The 16523-nt window shown below is 43.7% G+C and carries 11 protein-coding genes and 11 tRNA genes; 2 read left to right on the top strand and 20 right to left on the bottom strand.

Annotation, left to right across the window (positions count from 1 at the left end; genetic code table 11):
* Positions 1-34 precede the first annotated feature (34 nt).
* On the bottom strand, positions 35-1444 hold the full coding sequence (locus HP456_RS09440; protein WP_246288911.1) for an isochorismate synthase: 1410 nt from the start codon (positions 1442-1444) through the stop codon (positions 35-37).
* Positions 1445-1788: 344 nt separating this feature from the next.
* On the opposite strand from HP456_RS09440, the gene HP456_RS09435 reads away from it, so the two are divergent.
* Positions 1789-2712, top strand: a complete 924-nt coding sequence (locus tag HP456_RS09435; RefSeq protein ID WP_172250343.1) for a 1,4-dihydroxy-2-naphthoate polyprenyltransferase — start codon at positions 1789-1791, stop codon at positions 2710-2712.
* A gap of 371 nt (positions 2713-3083) precedes the next feature.
* The gene (locus tag HP456_RS09430; RefSeq protein WP_376766204.1) at positions 3084-3845 is read left to right on the top strand and encodes a TraR/DksA C4-type zinc finger protein; all 762 of its coding nucleotides are present in this window, start codon (positions 3084-3086) and stop codon (positions 3843-3845) included.
* A 177-nt stretch (positions 3846-4022) separates the two neighbouring features.
* Here HP456_RS09430 and HP456_RS09425 read toward each other — a convergent pair whose 3' ends face one another.
* The 19 genes from HP456_RS09425 to HP456_RS09335 form a co-directional block, all read right to left on the bottom strand.
* Positions 4023-6428 (bottom strand): glycogen/starch/alpha-glucan phosphorylase, encoded by a 2406-nt coding sequence (locus HP456_RS09425; RefSeq protein WP_172250339.1) that lies wholly within the window; start codon positions 6426-6428, stop codon positions 4023-4025.
* Positions 6418-7863: a glycogen synthase GlgA gene (glgA, locus tag HP456_RS09420; RefSeq protein WP_172250337.1), complete on the bottom strand. Its 1446-nt coding sequence runs from the start codon at positions 7861-7863 to the stop codon at positions 6418-6420. Before glgA ends, HP456_RS09425 begins: the two co-directional genes overlap by 11 nt.
* Positions 7860-8888 (bottom strand): GlgC family sugar phosphate nucleotidyltransferase, encoded by a 1029-nt coding sequence (locus HP456_RS09415; protein WP_172250335.1) that lies wholly within the window; start codon positions 8886-8888, stop codon positions 7860-7862. The genes glgA and HP456_RS09415 overlap by 4 nt, the downstream gene beginning before the upstream one ends.
* A 36-nt stretch (positions 8889-8924) precedes the next feature.
* Positions 8925-10082: a glucose-1-phosphate adenylyltransferase gene (locus tag HP456_RS09410; protein WP_172250333.1), complete on the bottom strand. Its 1158-nt coding sequence runs from the start codon at positions 10080-10082 to the stop codon at positions 8925-8927.
* 1 nt (position 10083) lies between these two features.
* Entirely contained in the window at positions 10084-11955 is a 1872-nt protein-coding gene (gene glgB / locus HP456_RS09405) for a 1,4-alpha-glucan branching enzyme (protein WP_172250331.1), read from the bottom strand.
* Between the two features lie 713 nt (positions 11956-12668).
* Positions 12669-13091 (bottom strand): FosM family fosfomycin resistance protein, encoded by a 423-nt coding sequence (fosM, locus tag HP456_RS09400; protein WP_172250345.1) that lies wholly within the window; start codon positions 13089-13091, stop codon positions 12669-12671.
* Between the two features lie 23 nt (positions 13092-13114).
* A complete protein-coding gene (locus HP456_RS09395) occupies positions 13115-14122 on the bottom strand; it encodes a phosphotransferase family protein (RefSeq protein WP_172250329.1) in 1008 nt (335 codons plus the stop codon).
* A 37-nt stretch (positions 14123-14159) separates the two neighbouring features.
* Complete coding sequence (locus HP456_RS09390; protein ID WP_172250327.1) at positions 14160-14945, bottom strand: class I SAM-dependent methyltransferase; 786 nt, start codon at positions 14943-14945, stop codon at positions 14160-14162.
* A gap of 498 nt (positions 14946-15443) precedes the next feature.
* A tRNA-Glu gene (locus HP456_RS09385) sits at positions 15444-15515 on the bottom strand.
* 4 nt (positions 15516-15519) lie between these two features.
* Positions 15520-15610: transfer RNA gene (locus tag HP456_RS09380), tRNA-Ser, on the bottom strand.
* A 3-nt stretch (positions 15611-15613) separates the two neighbouring features.
* Positions 15614-15688: transfer RNA gene (locus HP456_RS09375), tRNA-Asn, on the bottom strand.
* Between the two features lie 9 nt (positions 15689-15697).
* Positions 15698-15774: transfer RNA gene (locus tag HP456_RS09370), tRNA-Ile, on the bottom strand.
* A gap of 1 nt (position 15775) precedes the next feature.
* A tRNA-Gly gene (locus HP456_RS09365) sits at positions 15776-15849 on the bottom strand.
* A 9-nt stretch (positions 15850-15858) separates the two neighbouring features.
* A tRNA-His gene (locus HP456_RS09360) sits at positions 15859-15934 on the bottom strand.
* A 27-nt stretch (positions 15935-15961) separates the two neighbouring features.
* Positions 15962-16037 (bottom strand) — tRNA-Phe (locus HP456_RS09355).
* Between the two features lie 18 nt (positions 16038-16055).
* Positions 16056-16132, bottom strand: a tRNA-Asp gene (locus tag HP456_RS09350).
* A gap of 104 nt (positions 16133-16236) precedes the next feature.
* A tRNA-Met gene (locus HP456_RS09345) sits at positions 16237-16310 on the bottom strand.
* A 26-nt stretch (positions 16311-16336) separates the two neighbouring features.
* A tRNA-Ser gene (locus tag HP456_RS09340) sits at positions 16337-16429 on the bottom strand.
* Between the two features lie 16 nt (positions 16430-16445).
* Positions 16446-16522: transfer RNA gene (locus tag HP456_RS09335), tRNA-Ile, on the bottom strand.
* Position 16523 lies beyond the last annotated feature (1 nt).

Genomic DNA, 16523 nt, shown 5'->3' with positions numbered 1-16523 from the left:
TGCTGCTAAATAATGTGTTAATCGTTTTTGATGTTCATCCATTGATGGTTCCCCCTAATGCTCTCAGCATCGGTCGAAATTTCATTTGCGTTTCACGGAATTCACTTTCAGGATCCGAGTCTGCTACAATCCCGCAGCCAGCGTATAAATACGATACGTCTTCATGAAGAAGCCCTGAGCGTATCGCTACAGCAAACTCACCGTTTCCATAAGCATCCAGCCAGCCTACAGGGCCCGCATATAGTCCTCTGTCCATCTTTTCCTCGCGGCGGATGACACGAAGTGCCTTATCTCTCGGAACTCCTCCAAGAGCAGGAGTCGGATGCAGCTTTTCAATCATATTAAGCAGGGAAGTCTGTTCATAGGCCCGACCGATTACAGGCGTATATAAATGTTGGATATCTTTCATCTTCATCAGCCCCGGCTTTGCCGGCATGGTAAGCTCGTTGCAGAGCGGCTCAAGAGCCTGTTGGATTGTCTCAACGACCAAATGATGTTCATACCGATTCTTCTCATCATTCAGGAGCTCATTTCCAAGATTCTCATCTTCATCAAGTGTGTGTCCTCTGGCAATCGAACCTGCCAGGCAGGTGGACAGTACTTCTTTTCCGGTCTTTTTCACAAGACGCTCCGGTGTTGCCCCGATAAAGCAGCTTTTCTCCTGCTCGAAGCTGAAGATGAAACTGTCAGGCTGCTGTTTCCAAAGATTGTCCAGCACGAAATCAGACGTTATGGACTGATCAAAGGTCACTTTGCATTTACGCGCAAGGACCACCTTTTCCATCCCTCCGCTTTTAAGTTCATCAACGACATTCTGGACTGACTCTTTCCATTCTGTCGGATTGTAATCTTCTACGCTGTTAAATTTCACCTCTGCGGGAACCGAAGAATATTTGGACTTCTTGATCAGCTCTCCCTTAAGATGAATCATTTCCTTTAAAGAATCTTCGTCATGGTCCGTGCCGCATAAAAAATTCAAGGTAAGATAATCTGCTTCCTTAGATTTTGTCAGCATAAAGGAAGGAATCTGCAATGTACCGTTCTTAAAATCCTTCCATTCCTGACCGCGTCTGTTTAGCGGATCAAATCGGAAACCGCCGAATAATAACGGTCCAGTGCCTATCCAATTCTCCTGTGAAAGGATGACGCCTTCTTCGATAAAGCGCTTCCACTCTTTCTCAACTGTAAAAAATTGATCACGGTCATCTTCAGTTGAAATCGTATGGGCTGATCCCAGCCCGGCGATTGTAATCGTATGATCCCGGTCCTTCCATAAAAAACGCGTTCCTTTAAATAACGAATTTCCCTCATTATAAAAAGAAAGCGGATCGACAGAATCGATTTTCTCGACGATACTGAACAGGACGGGGTGTTGAAATTGTTTAGCCTTTTCCATGGCTGTATCGAATGCTTTTTCAATATTGGTCTTATGGATGGTAACCAACCCTAATTCCCCCAAACAATCACGTACATGATTCAAAACTTATTATAAGATACACCCCGATAAAAGGTGTGTCAACGATGTGAATGACAATAAAACAATTATATCCTTATTATATAATAAACCCTTTTTTCGAATTTGAGAAACCTAAAGGGTTGTAAAAGTGCTCAAATAATGGAAAAGATCTTGTTTTATAGAGTATTCCCGTTCATTCCCCACATGTATCTAGCAGAATTCACCATCTGCAAAAAAAGATTGACACTCCCTTCTCCTTTACCTACACTTTAATCTGTAAAGGAATTGTAATGTTTCTAGATTAATTCCTTGAAATTAAAGGAGAGAGAAAAATGGCACAACAAATGACTAATACAATAGAAGCAGATAAAGGATGGAAAATCTGGTGGCAGCTCACAAGACCCCACACCTTAACTGCGGCATTCGTACCTGTACTTCTGGGAACGGTACTTGCTCTTCAACATACAGATATTCATTTTCCGTTGTTTTTAGCGATGCTCGCGGCATCATTGCTTATCCAGGCTGCGACGAATATGTTTAATGAATACTACGACTATAAACGCGGTCTCGATACGGAACAATCCGTCGGGATCGGGGGCGCAATCGTCCGCAATGGCGTTAAGCCGTCAACGGTCATGACCATCGCCTTTTCCTTTTATGGGATCGCCTTGCTATTAGGGATCTATATCGTCGTCAACAGCACATGGTGGTTGGCAGCAATAGGATTAGTGTGCATGGCCGCCGGCTACTTTTATACAGGAGGGCCGATGCCGATTGCGTATACCCCGTTGGGTGAAATCGTATCCGGATTGTTCATGGGACTCATTATCATCCTGATTTCCTTCTACATTCAGACATCCATGATCACCACGTACAGCATTCTGATCTCCGTCCCGGTATCGATATTGGTCGGCATGATATTACTTGCCAATAATATCCGGGATCTTGATGGGGACAAAGAAAACGGCCGTAAAACAGTTGCGATCCTGCTCGGAAAAAAAGGCGCAATCACCCTTCTCGGCACGATGTTCTTCATCACCTACGCATGGGTCGCAGGTCTGGCCTTATTTGGAGGCGCACCTGCATGGCTATTCGTTTCTTATCTTAGTATTCCAAAAGCCGTCAAAGCTACGAAAGGCTTTATTGGAAAATCACATCCGCTCGAAATGATGCCTGCAATGAAGGCGACAGCACAGACAAATACCATTTTCGGATTCTTACTGTCGATAGGACTGCTGCTTGCCTATTTCTTTTAATAATCGATCCTGAAAAACCGGATAGTTTTTATATCCGGTTTTTTGTTTTATAGGGTCCGGTCTGGTTTTTAGTTTGAATGCTGGTGCAGATTCTCTAAATAGCAGCCCAGCATTAACCGTTTACAGTTAAATGAACAAAAAATATGCTCAAAAGCACCCGTGCATAAAAAAACAGAAAAAATCCTCAATCAATCATTTCATTCCTCCTTTCCCAAACTTAATAACCTTCAATCACAAAACCAAAGACGGTTTTTCTTCAGCTGGCGCCACCATCCTCACTTTTATGTTTTAATCAGCCGACTTTCGGATAAAGTATGATTAGACCATAAAATATAATTCGGTCATCAGGACCGAACGTCAAAGTGAAGGATGTGAGAAGATTGCTTACAAGTAGTCAGCAAGAAACACTGAAAAAGGAATTGCTTCAACAACAATCTCAATTACAGGAGCATCTCAACCAAGATTTGGACAGTCTTCAACATACAAATGAACGTGATAACTCAGGTGAACTTTCTCTTTATGACAACCACCCTGCTGATATGGGAACGGAGCTGTATGAAAGGGAGAAGGATTTTGCAATTGATGATCATTCCAAGATTGAATTGAATAAAATCGATCAGGCTTTGAAAGCAATGGATGCGGGAACATACGGAAAATGTAAGGAGTGCGGACAAGAGATTCCTTATGAACGTCTTGAGGTGGTCCCGACAACCCTCTATTGTAAAGAACACACTCCTGATCAGTCAAAGGCGGGAGACCGCCCTGTCGAAGAAGATGTTCTTCAGCCGCCGATTGATAATGAATTCAGGCATCGTACAAATGGAAATGTGAGAGATGACGGGGACAGTTTTCAGGAGGTTGCCCGCTACGGAACATCCGAAACTCCCTCGGATTTTGAAGGTGAGTACGAGGACTACTCTGAGCTCTATCAAGGAGAAGATTCTTCCGAGGGATTCGCCGAAGATTACGAAAGCTTTGTGGGAACGGATATAGACGGCTCGAACCGGAAGACATATCCGTCCAAGAAGCATGAGGATTATGAAGAAATGCTTGATGAAAACAATCTGGAGTCGCCGATCGGGGATATCCCGTATAAATACGGGGACGGTTATGTTTCCAAAAAGAAGAAATAAGTTTCAGAACACTCAAGAAACCTCCAAGTCCAGAGCAGCGATCGACTTGGAGGTTTCTTATTGGATTTATTAAGTAACTATTCTCAATACCATTGTAAAAACGATTACATAATGAAACACCGAATCATTCAGGATCCTTTACCTATGCAGGGACGATGAACCAGTACATGCGTCCCGCTATCTTGTTAAACTGCCTTGGACGATTTTCCATATTCCCCTCGAATATTCCTCGATTGTGCGGTCACTTGAGAAATAGCCGGAATTGGCGATATTGTGTAAGCACATCCGTGACCATTCTTCCCTGTTCTCATATGCTTTTCCAGCTGCTTCCTGGATTCGTGCATATGAATCAAAATCCCGAAGTACAAAAAATTGGTCGTTCTCCCCCAGCAGGGAATCATAAATCGTCTCGAAGTGGTCACCTGCATCCGGCAGAGTGTCGTCGATCAGCTGGTTCAGAACCTTTTTGATGCGCGGATCATGATGGAAGTATTCCATCGCATAGTATCCACCCTGCTTCTGATAATTCATCACTTCTTCCGCAGTCAATCCAAAAATAAAGATGTTTCCGTCCCCGACCTGCTCGAGGATTTCAATATTCGCACCATCCAGTGTCCCTAATGTAAGTGCACCGTTCATCATGAATTTCATATTACCTGTACCGGATGCTTCCTTGCTTGCGGTTGAGATCTGCTGGGACAAATCAGCGGCAGGGATGATTTCTTCAGCGAGGGACACTCGGTAATTTTCCAGAAAGACGACCTTTATCCTGTCTCTCACCAGAGGATGATCATTTACAAGTTCGGCTACGGAATGGATCAATTTTATGATCTTTTTCGCATAAAAATAGCCCGGAGATGCTTTCGCCCCAAAAATGAAGGTACGGGGATGGAAATCAAAATGGGGATCCTCCACGCAGCGATTATAAAGATGCAGGATATGGAGCACATTCAGCAACTGTCTTTTGTATGCATGAAGCCTCTTCACCTGAATATCAAAGATGGAGTTCACATCGACCTTCATCCCGCTGCTTTCAAAGATGCGCCTGGCCAATCTCTCCTTATTCTGCTGCTTTACTTTATTAAGGTCTTCCAGAAATGGGGTATCACTTTTATACCTCTCGAGGTTCACCAGCTTTTCGGGCTGATAGATCCACTCGTTCCCTATTCCGGATGTAATCAGCTTCGATAGAGAAGGATTGCTATTCAACAGCCACCTTCTATGAGTGATTCCATTGGTTTTATTGTTGAATTTATCAGGATAATATTGATAGAATAAGTTCATTTCCCTTTGCTTCAATATCTCTGTATGAATCTTGGCTACCCCGTTGACACTGAAGCTGCCGACAATCGCCAAATGCGCCATTTTCACCACACCATGTGAAACGATGGCCATTTCCTCGATTCTCTTCCAGTCACCCGGGTACGCTTTCCACAACTCTTTACAAAATCGCTCATTGATTTCATTGACAATCATATAGATTCTCGGGAGCAGCGGCTGAAAGATACGGACCGGCCATTTCTCAAGCGCTTCTGAAAGCGTCGTGTGATTGGTATAGCCAAATGTCTTTGTCGTAATGTCCCATGCCTCATCCCAGTCAAATTCATATTCATCTACGAGCACCCTCATGAGCTCGGGTATGGCGAGTACCGGATGGGTATCATTAATGTGAATCGACACATATTCATGCAGATCCTTTAAATCCCCGTATCTGTATATATACGAATCGATGATGGAACGGATACTTGCTGATACAAGGAAATATTGCTGTTTCAAACGAAGGATCTTTCCTTCATCATGTGTATCATCAGGATACAAGAACTCCGTGATCACCTCTGTTTCCCGCTTGTATTTCATCTGATCTTTACCTGCCTTATAAGCCGCCGGTTCGGCGCTCCATAACCGAAGCGTATTAACGGTCGTGGTTTCATGACCGACAACGGGCATATCATAAGGAACAGCAGACACCAGTTCGGCATCGACATGACGGAACTTCAGAACTCCGTTTTCCGTAAAAGATTCCACTTTGCCCCAGAAAGGCACCTCCACAGTCAAGTCCGACTTCCGGACTTCCCAGACATGGCCATGACGGAGCCACTGTTCCGGGAGCTCCATCTGAAAACCATTGACGATCTTCTGCTCGAACAATCCGTGTTTATATCGTATGCCATATCCATGGCCGGGCAAATTTAGAGAGGCTAAAGAATCCAGGAAACATGCAGCCAAACGCCCCAGTCCCCCATTCCCTAACCCGGCATCATGTTCAACTTCCTCAATGTCTGCAAGATCGATTCCAAGATCTTTCAAACCCTGATCGACGACCTCATAAATGCCAAGGTTCATCAGGTTCTGCCTCAGCAGTCGTCCCAGCAGGAATTCAATTGATAAGTAATACACCTGCTTCTGTTTATTAAACCGGTACTGCTCATTCGTTTGAATCCAGTTCATGCTGATATATTCCCGGATCAAGTGACCTAAGGTGAAGAACTGATCCTGGGCGGTGGACTCAGGGAATGTTTTGCCATACATCATTTCAAGTTTCTTGAGGAACATTTCCTTAAATTCGTTGTGATCAGAAAACATGGCTTTCACTCCTCGATACAAGGTCAGCATATAATTGATTGTATTTGAAGGCCGATTGCGCCCAACTATAATCTTTATTCATGGCAGTTTGTACGATATGCTTCCAGGTTTCCTTATCATTATGGTAAAAGTCCATCGCCCTTTTGTACGTAAAAAGCATGTCATGCGCATTAAAGTTTTTAAAAGAAAATCCGTTCCCAGTCTTCTTTTCTTCGTTATACGATTGAACAGTGTCGTTCAATCCACCCGTTTCCCTTACAAGCGGCAGTGCGCCGTACCGCAGAGCAATCAACTGGCCGAGCCCGCAAGGTTCAAATTTGGACGGCATAAGAAACATATCCGAAGCCGTGTAAATCTCTTTTGCAAATTCTTCCTTGAATCCGATCGTGACCCTTACCTTATCGGGATAATGGGATTCCATCTCACGGAAGAACTGCTCGAACTCCCAGTCACCTGTCCCGAGTAAAACGAATTGAACTTTTTCCTGAAGCATTTCATGGAACACAGCCTTCACCAGGTCAAGGCCCTTCTGCACCGTTAAGCGGGAAATGATGGACATGATCGGAAGGTCTTCATTTACCTCAAGCTGCAACTTTTCCTGCAGCTCACGCTTTGCCTGAACCTTTCCGTGGAGATTGTCACTCCTATATGGGATTGTTCCTTCTGCAGGGTTATACACCTCATCATCAATGCCATTCAAGATCCCATGGAGCTGATTGTACCGCTGCCTTAAAATCCCATGAAGCTTTTCACCGTAATATGGAGTCATGATCTCTTCTTTATATGTCGGGCTGACAGTGGTAATCGTATCCGACGAAATCAGTGCGCCCTTCATGAAATTGATATTCCCATAAAATTCAAGGTAATCAGGGTGATAATAGCGGTCTGGCACCCCCAGTAAATCTGTCATGACCGACTTGGGGAAAATCCCTTGAAATTGAAGATTATGAATCGTAAACACACTGCGGATAAACGCATATCCCGGTTTATCCTGATACTCCGTCCTCAATAAGAACGGTATCATGCCCGTATGCCAGTCGTGACAATGAATAACATCAGGGTAAAAATCAATGACCTCGATTGCATCCAAAACTGCCCTGGAAAAAAAAGAGAAACGCTCGCCGTCATCAAAATAACCATACATACGGTCCCGATTAAAATAATACTCATTATCAACAAAGTAATAGGTAACTCCGTCGTGGTGAGATTCTTCAATGCCGCAATATTGATTCCTCCATCCGACAGAAACAAAAAACTCCCTCTTCTTCTTCATTCCTTCCTGGTATTCAGGGGGAATTCCCCCGTACTTCGGAAGAATGACCCTGACATCCGTTCCGAGACTTCTCAGTTCTTTCGGGAGGGCACCTGCCACATCAGCCAATCCGCCCGATTTAACAAATGGGACACATTCCGATACTGTAAACAATACTTTCACGAATTCATCAGCGCTCCTTGAATCATCCCCTTGCGAATGACGATGGGATTTGCCGGGTCTCCGATCAGTTTGACGCCGTCTTCAATCCTTACATCTTTATCCAGGATGACATTCTCTAGTACACAGTTATCCCCAATCTGACTCTTTTGCATAATGATACTGTTGGAAATAATTGTATTCTTTCCTACTTTCACGGCTCTGAACATTGTGGAGTTGCGGACAGTCCCTTCAATATAGCAGCCATTTGCAATGATACAGTTCTTTACACTTGACCCGGAGGTATAACGCGTCGGCGGCTCATCCTTCACTTTCGTGTAAATGGGTGTTTCTTTCTTGAACAGCTCTTTCCATGAAGAAACATTTAATAGCTTCATGCTTGTTTCATAATATTTGTCAATGCAATCGACCGTTTCCACAAACCCGATATGTTCATATCCGCACACTTTATATCCGCTGTCCATATCTTCAACCACGTCTTTCATGCACGTATAACCAGTTTTTCCGCGGGTCTCGATCAGCTCTCTTAACAACGAAGTCTTTACGAGGTACATTTCGAGTGATTTACCTTTATGGCGGATTTCCGTGATGTCACATCCAATCATTGCATGCCTTTCCAGGACCGGTCGATAATGGATATTACAGACCGTGAAGCAATTGCTGATCAACGCATATTCCTGATGGCTCCGGTAGAAGTAATCAATATGGTGGGCAAAATGATTGAACGAACCCATTCCTTCATTCGACGCCTCGACTCCCGGGGCAGGAAAGAAGAACAACCCGTCACGCTTCCGGTTCAGATCCCAGTTCTTCCCCGAACCGAGATGGTCCATCAACGAGCGATACTGGAACTTTGGGAAAATAGCAACCGATCCTATATCCGAATTCACCATATTTGAAAGCACGAAATCAATCAAGCGGTATCTTCCTGCTATCGGAAGCGCAGCCAGGGAGCGGTGTAAGAGCAAATCTTCTAATGATTTGTAATAACCAGTGGCATCAATAACTCCAAGCAATGTATTTTTCACGACAATTCCTCCTCTTAGGTTGTACGTTAGAGCACTTTACACTTCTTCTTGCTCGAGCAAGGTTTCAATGAATGCTTCAGTCACAAGGATTACTTCCTCAGATCCTTCTTCCGGCATGATGCAGACCCCGTCAGGCACCTTGACCTCAGACGGCACGATCGCCTGTTCAATGTAGGCATTCTCTCCAATTACCGCATCAGGCATAATCACAGATCTTGAAACATGGGCTCCTTTTTTCACCGACGTCCCCTGGAATAATACAGACTTACTGATCGTCCCTTCTATCGTACACCCTTCATTGACAAGCGACCCTTCAACAAATGCGTCCGCTGAGATATATTGAGGCGGCTCATTCGGATTCACCGAATACACTCTCCAATCATGATCGAACAGATTTAATTCGTTGCTCTCATCAATCAGATCCATATTCGCTTCCCATAAGCTCTTAACCGTACCGACATCCTTCCAGTAGCCCTTGAACGGATAGGCCATCAGCTTTTTCTTTTCATCGAGCAATAGCGGAATTACATCTTTTCCGAAATCATGGCTGGATTGAGGATTTCGTTCATCCATTTCCAGGTAATCCTTCAAGACGGACCAATTAAAGATATAGATTCCCATGGATGCCAGATTGCTCTTCGGATATACCGGCTTCTCTTCAAATTCAGTGATCCTCATCTCATCATTCGTGTTCATCAATCCGAAACGGCTTGCCTCTGCCCAGTCCACCTCAATGACCGAAATCGATACATCCGCTTTCTTCTCGATATGATAGTCAAGCATCTTGCTATAATCCATCTTATAGATATGGTCGCCAGACAAGATCAACACGTACTCGGGGTCATACTGTTCCAAATAATTCATATTTTGATAGATGGCGCTTGCCGTCCCAGTATACCAGCGCATCTCAGATGATTCTGCATAAGGAGGGAGAACCGTCACACCGCCGTTCCTGCGGTCAAGATCCCATGCACTCCCGATCCCGATATATGAATTCAATACAAGCGGCTGATACTGTGTCAGAACTCCGACCGTATCAATCCCGGAGTTTGTACAGTTGCTCAAAGTGAAATCAATGATGCGGTACTTCCCTCCGAATGGGACGGCAGGCTTCGCTAATTTTTTCGTCAGTGAGCTTAGACGACTCCCCTTACCGCCTGCTAATAACATGGCCACACATCTTCCTTTTGCCATTTCATTCTCCCCTTTCATTCTCTGGTTTCAAATAAACTGCACCATATGGCGGGATCGTCATTTCCACATATCCTTCTTTCCCATGATATGAGTCATGCTTCACTGGGATCGGTTCGGGATTGACCTGATGGGACCCTCCATATTTGCTGTCATCGCTATTCCATATCTCTCTATAAAAGGCGGCACGAGGCACACCGACCTTATACCTGTGATAAACGATCGGACTGAAATTGAAGATCGCTACAAGATGATCACCCTTCTTCTTTCCTTTTCTGATAAAAGAAAAGATCTGCTGCTCTGAATTATTCACATCGATCCATTCAAAACCCCCGGACCTGTGATCGAGCTCATATAAAGGCTCAGCATCCTTATATAAATGCAGCAGTTCCTTAAAATATGAATTGAATTTGTGATGATATTCGTAACTCATTAAGTGCCAATCCAATTCCTCAAGATCCTTCCACTCCGAAAATGGAGCATGTTCGCTTCCCATGAAGAGAAGCTTCTTCCCGGGATGGGCTATCATAAAACTTAGCAGCAGCCGGTACTGTGCGAACTTCTGCCAATAATCACCCGGCATTTTATTCAATAATGACTTCTTTCCATGCACGACCTCATCATGTGAGAAAGGGAGAACATAGTTCTCAGAAAAGGCATACATAAGGGAGAATGTCAGCAGGGAGTGAACTTCTTTCCGTTCCGGATGAGGCGTCTCCATATAATCAAGCACGTCATTCATCCATCCCATATTCCATTTATAATTAAATCCGAGTCCCCCATAATGAACAGGAGATGTCACTTGCGGCCAGTCCGTCGAATCCTCCGCGATCATCAAAATGGAAGAATCATATTCAAACACCGACTGATTCAGCTTTTTCAAAAATCCGATAGCTCCATAATTCGGAGACTCCTGTCCCTGGTTGGCCCAATAAATGATATTTGCCACTGCATCAATACGGAATCCGTCGATGTGATACATGTCCATCCAGAAACGGGCGTTTGAAATCAAGAAACTCCTGACTTCGCCCTTACCCAAATCAAAATTGGCCGTCCCCCACGTATAGTTCTCGCGGTCGCGTTCTTCACCGTACTCATAGGCAAAAGAACCATCAAATTGATATAAACCATGAGCATCTTTACAGAAGTGCCCCGGAACCCAGTCCAGGATGACGCCTATATCATTCCTATGGCATTCATTAATGAAAGCCATCAAGTCATGCGGTTCCCCATACCTGCTGGTCGGCGCATAATATCCTGTACTCTGATAACCCCAGGATCTGTCAAAGGGATGCTCCGTGACCGGAAGCAGTTCAATATGGGTGAACCCATGTTCTTTGACATAAGGTATCAACTCCAGTGCCATCTCCTTGTAAGAAAGGAACTTCCCTTGCTTCTTTTTCCATGTCCCTAAATGAACCTCATAAATAAACAATGGCTGATCATAAACCGATGAACCTGCCCGTTCACTAAGCCACTCCTCATCACTCCATGTGAACCCATCCAGTTCATAGACGATACTGGCTGTATGAGGACGTTTCTCAGAAGAAAAACCATATGGGTCCGCTTTAAGCTTCTTCTCACCGGATAAAGCGGTCAATTCGTATTTATACGTTTCACCTGTCAAATCGCGGTTCACCCGAATTACCCAAAGGCCTTCCTCATTCCACTTCTCCAGTTCATAACCTGTGCTGTTCCATCCATTGAATGATCCAACCAGTGAAACACTTCGCGCATTCGGTGCCCAAACGCAAAATTCTGTATAGGTTCCCCGTGCATCTTTCCTCACATGTGAACCCATAAACTGATAAGCTTGCTGTAAACTTCCCTCATGAAATAAAAAAACATCATAATCAGATAACATCATTGCGTTCATCACTTCACCTACATTTTTCAATCTATTAACTATTTTCTGTCACTTGTGAGAAAATCCTTTTTATAAACATCGCTCTAAAACGACATAATCCTACACTGACCAATAAGAAAACGGTTGCACAGGATTATAAAGGAAAATGATAGGGGTTACATTCGAAGAACAACAGATAACACTGCCGAAACATGTCGAAAGGTTTTTTGATTAATAAAACAGAAAAACAAAAATATTCCGGTATTAAGTAGGGCTCAAGGTGAATGGTAACAACCACTCACTACGGAATAACGAATGTTAATATGTAGAAATTTGGAATTGAATCAGGTCACAGGCTGGATATCTATGTAAATAATAAAAAACCTGTTCCACATTGCCTTAAATGCAATGCGGAACAGGCCATGAAACGAACTGCCGGGGAAGAGTGTATGAATATTATCCAAGTTCGATAATGAACCATTTATCGGTGAAGTGGTCAAAAAGGAAAAGAATGTTTTTGTGTACGACCCTCCTTATGCCACCCGCCTCTTGAAGGCCCCCTCCGCTTTTAAGGTCCACAGGAGCATAGCTCAGAGGATGATTACCTGCCGTCAGAAGAAAGCGAAGACTTGCACAGTATCGGACAGCGGTATCATAAAAACATCCTTGTCTGATATTGTTCGTCTTTTGAATGTTGTGATTTAATTATGTTCTACCCTCTTCTAGCTTTGATGGAGTATTACTTAGTCAAAAAACTCCATATGTATTTTCTTTTCTTTGTAGTATTTCAATCGATCTTGCAGCGTACCTGTATGAAACTCAAATTTATGACCATCCGGGTCTGTGAAATAAATAGACCTTTTATCTCTTTCATCCCTGGAACGCCCAGGCAAAATGTTCACATTAAATTCAAGCAATCTGGCGCACATAGTGTCAAACTCATCTTCTTCTATTGAAAAAGCAATATGAGTGTACGATTGATTTATTTCATTACGGGGAATATCATTCTCACGATTTAGTGCCAGCCACATATCGTTTAAATCAAAGTAGGCAGTATTTCTGCCTTTCACTAACAACTTAGCACCGAATACCCTTTGATAGAATTCAATTGAATGTTCCAGATCAGACACTGAAAACAAAAAGTGATTAAGACCTTTAATTGACACCTCTGTCACCTCTATCCTTAGAGTCACTCAATCATACTCTTCATGGTTCCATAACTCTCCCATTCATCCATCGTCTTTAAAATCAATCTCTTAATATCTGCCACCCTGACTGTCCCGCATTCCTCCTGGTCCGACAGGTCGAACAATGCAATCAGGTCCAACAGCTTCGCTTTCTGCAGCCATTTATCCGGCAAGTCTCCTCCATTCTTTTGATAGCTCAAGATAAATGGCATGAACATACCTGTGGCTGTTATATCTTCATAACGCAGCATGTTTCCAATATCCATTAATGGCGAACCGCTGAATGCGTACTCCCAATCTAAAATGGCGGAAATCCTGATGATGCCACCCTTTTCTTCAACTAAGATATTCAACGGGTTATAATCACTATGTACCAAACAACATTGTTCTCCAAGATCGTCCAGTAGATAAGCATGTTCCTGCGAAAACGTCAAAATCTTCCTGCAGACGTTTTCCCCTAAATGTTTGGTGACATTGCCTTTTCTATAAAACTCTTCCATAAAGAGCATAAAGGATGCCGCATTGATTTGAACATGTTCCCTAATGTTCAACTGATCATCAAAAAAACCGGAATCTGGAAGTTTCATTTTATGAATTTCAGCTAAAGCGGCTCCTGCAGCTCCTGCAGCACTCCAAATTTCATTTGCATTCTCCCTGTATATCATTTGAGAAAGCTGCTCTCCCCGAACCCACTTCATCAGCAAAAAGGGGAATTGAAATAAAGAACAGCTTGAATCAGAATAAAGAACCTGGGCCACAGGCACTTTTCCAGACAGAAGCCTCGCTATTTCACATTCAATCATCATGCTCTTATTTTCTTTATTATAAATCCGCAGAACATATTTCTCATTAAAGCTTGAGGTTACCATGATGTTGGAATTATTTAAACCTCCACTCAACATCTCAATGCCTTCGACCTTCTCCTCTCCGAAAAAGGGCTCGAGCATTTTTCTGACTGCACAGATGTCAGGCAAAATCCACTCACTCGTCCGCTCCCATCCAGCTTTCATCACTATCCCTCCTGACGACTACAGGCTGCCGACACTGTTAATCATATATCTTCATTTTCACTGCCTTGGTTGCAATAAAACATTTTATAAACTTATCTAATGGTCTGCTCCCGCCAAAATCATCTTCATACATTCCTGCAATTACAAACCCTTCGTCAATTTGTCCTTGAATTTGATTTTCCAGCGTATGTCCAAATTCAATCGTGTGACCAGCCTCTAAATAGCGAATAACCTCCTCTTCCGTTAAACCATCCAGTGATGAAGATGGGATGGAGTTTTTCACGACTAAATTGCCTTTCATATCCTCCTCATCATCAAAGATAAAGAGAAACGGATTGGTGAAACCGGATAAGAGGACTCCTTTATCTTTTAAAACCCTCGATGCTTCCTTCCAGACTGGAGAAAGATTCTCCACGAACAGATTTGCCACAGGGTGAACAATCATATCAAAATATTCATCTTCAAAAAATGGCAGGTCCGACATACTGCCTTGAATCGTATTTAATTGTAATCCCTCTCTTTCAGCAACAGCTTTGTCCTGCTCTAACTGTTTTGCAGACAGGTCCACCACAGTTACATCAGCTCCTGCTGCCGCCAATACCGGTGCCTGCTGTCCGCCGCCTGCTGCCAGACAAAGTATTTTCAATCCATCCAAAGTACGCGGAAACCATTCTCTTGGTACCTTTTTGATTGCTGTCAAACTAATGTGCCAGTCACCGGCTCTGCTTCTTTCAATCTCTTCTTTACTTACTGGCTCGGTATATACCGCTCCATCATCAACCTTCTTATCCCAGGCCCGTGCATTTTGCTTTAATGCATCCATCTAATAACACCCTCTCCAGAATATTCAAATATTTATCATTGTACCATTCTTATGAACAGCATAGCAGGGAGAATTATGAGGAATAGTGACCGGATAGGAAGACGCATCTGATACCTGAGTAAGAAAGAAGTTGCTTTTGTATTTTAAATTCGAAAATCACTCTGTATTCATCATTCTTTATTTGATTTCCTTCAAAAATCTGCTTTTCATAGAGTAGGGAAGATTAAAAATTGTATATTGGGGTCGTTACAGGGATGATTGCGGCCAATAGTATGGAAAATGAGAGCTTATCACTTGCAATAGAAAATTTATTACTGGAAAACTTCCTTCTATTATCAAAACGTTTACCATCCTGTTTATTAAATCAATGAAAATCCGCCTTTATTATCACAAAGGCGGATTTATGATCAAAAGGTCTTGTCATCATCAAACTCTTTGGACCTGATGCTTTCTCTGCACAATACAAAAAAGACTATCATATTGATAGTCTTTCTGGAATGACCCGTACGGGATTCGAACCCGTGTTACCGCCGTGAAAGGGCGGTGTCTTAACCGCTTGACCAACGGGCCTTGATGGCGGAGAAGGAGGGATTTGAACCCTCGCGCCAGTTGCCCGACCTACACCCTTAGCAGGGGCGCCTCTTCAGCCACTTGAGTACTTCTCCATATGGCTCCGCAGGCAAGATTCGAACTTGCGACCGATCGGTTAACAGCCGATAGCTCTACCACTGAGCTACTGCGGAATATTCAGATGGTGGGCCTAAGTGGACTCGAACCACCGACCTCACGCTTATCAGGCGTGCGCTCTAACCAGCTGAGCTATAGGCCCATGGAGCGGGTGATGGGAATCGAACCCACGACATCAGCTTGGAAGGCTGAGGTTTTACCATTAAACTACACCCGCAAAAATATATGGGGCGACTGATGGGAATCGAACCCACGAATGCCGGAACCACAATCCGGTGCGTTAACCACTTCGCCACAATCGCCATAAATAATATGATATAAAATAAAAATGGTGGCTCAGGACGGAATCGAACCGCCGACACATGGATTTTCAGTCCATTGCTCTACCAACTGAGCTACTGAGCCACACTATGTAAGTAAAAGTGGCGGTCTGGACGGGACTCGAACCCGCGACCTCCTGCGTGACAGGCAGGCATTCTAACCAACTGAACTACCAGACCAAAGATTTTTGCATCAGCAAAATATCTTTCATTGACTTATGAAAGTCAAATATTCATCCATCCATGATCTGTTAGTAAGGATCATCTAACTAATCAAAATGGTATTGCGGGGACAGGATTTGAACCTGCGACCTTCGGGTTATGAGCCCGACGAGCTACCGAACTGCTCCACCCCGCGACGATAATAAGGGTAAAAAATAAATATGGCGGAGGAAGAGGGATTCGAACCCCCGCGGGCTTTAACACCCCTGTCGGTTTTCAAGACCGATCCCTTCAGCCGGACTTGGGTATTCCTCCGTGTTTAAAATGTGAATGGTGGACCTTGTAGGACTCGAACCTACGACCGGACGGTTATGAGCCGTCTGCTCTAACCAACTGAGCTAAAGGTCCC

Origin of the sequence: Bacillus haikouensis (genome assembly GCF_013179555.1) — a bacterium.
Taxonomy (GTDB): domain Bacteria; phylum Bacillota; class Bacilli; order Bacillales; family Bacillaceae_B; genus Rossellomorea; species Rossellomorea haikouensis_A.
This window is presented reverse-complemented; position numbering and strand designations above follow the sequence as displayed.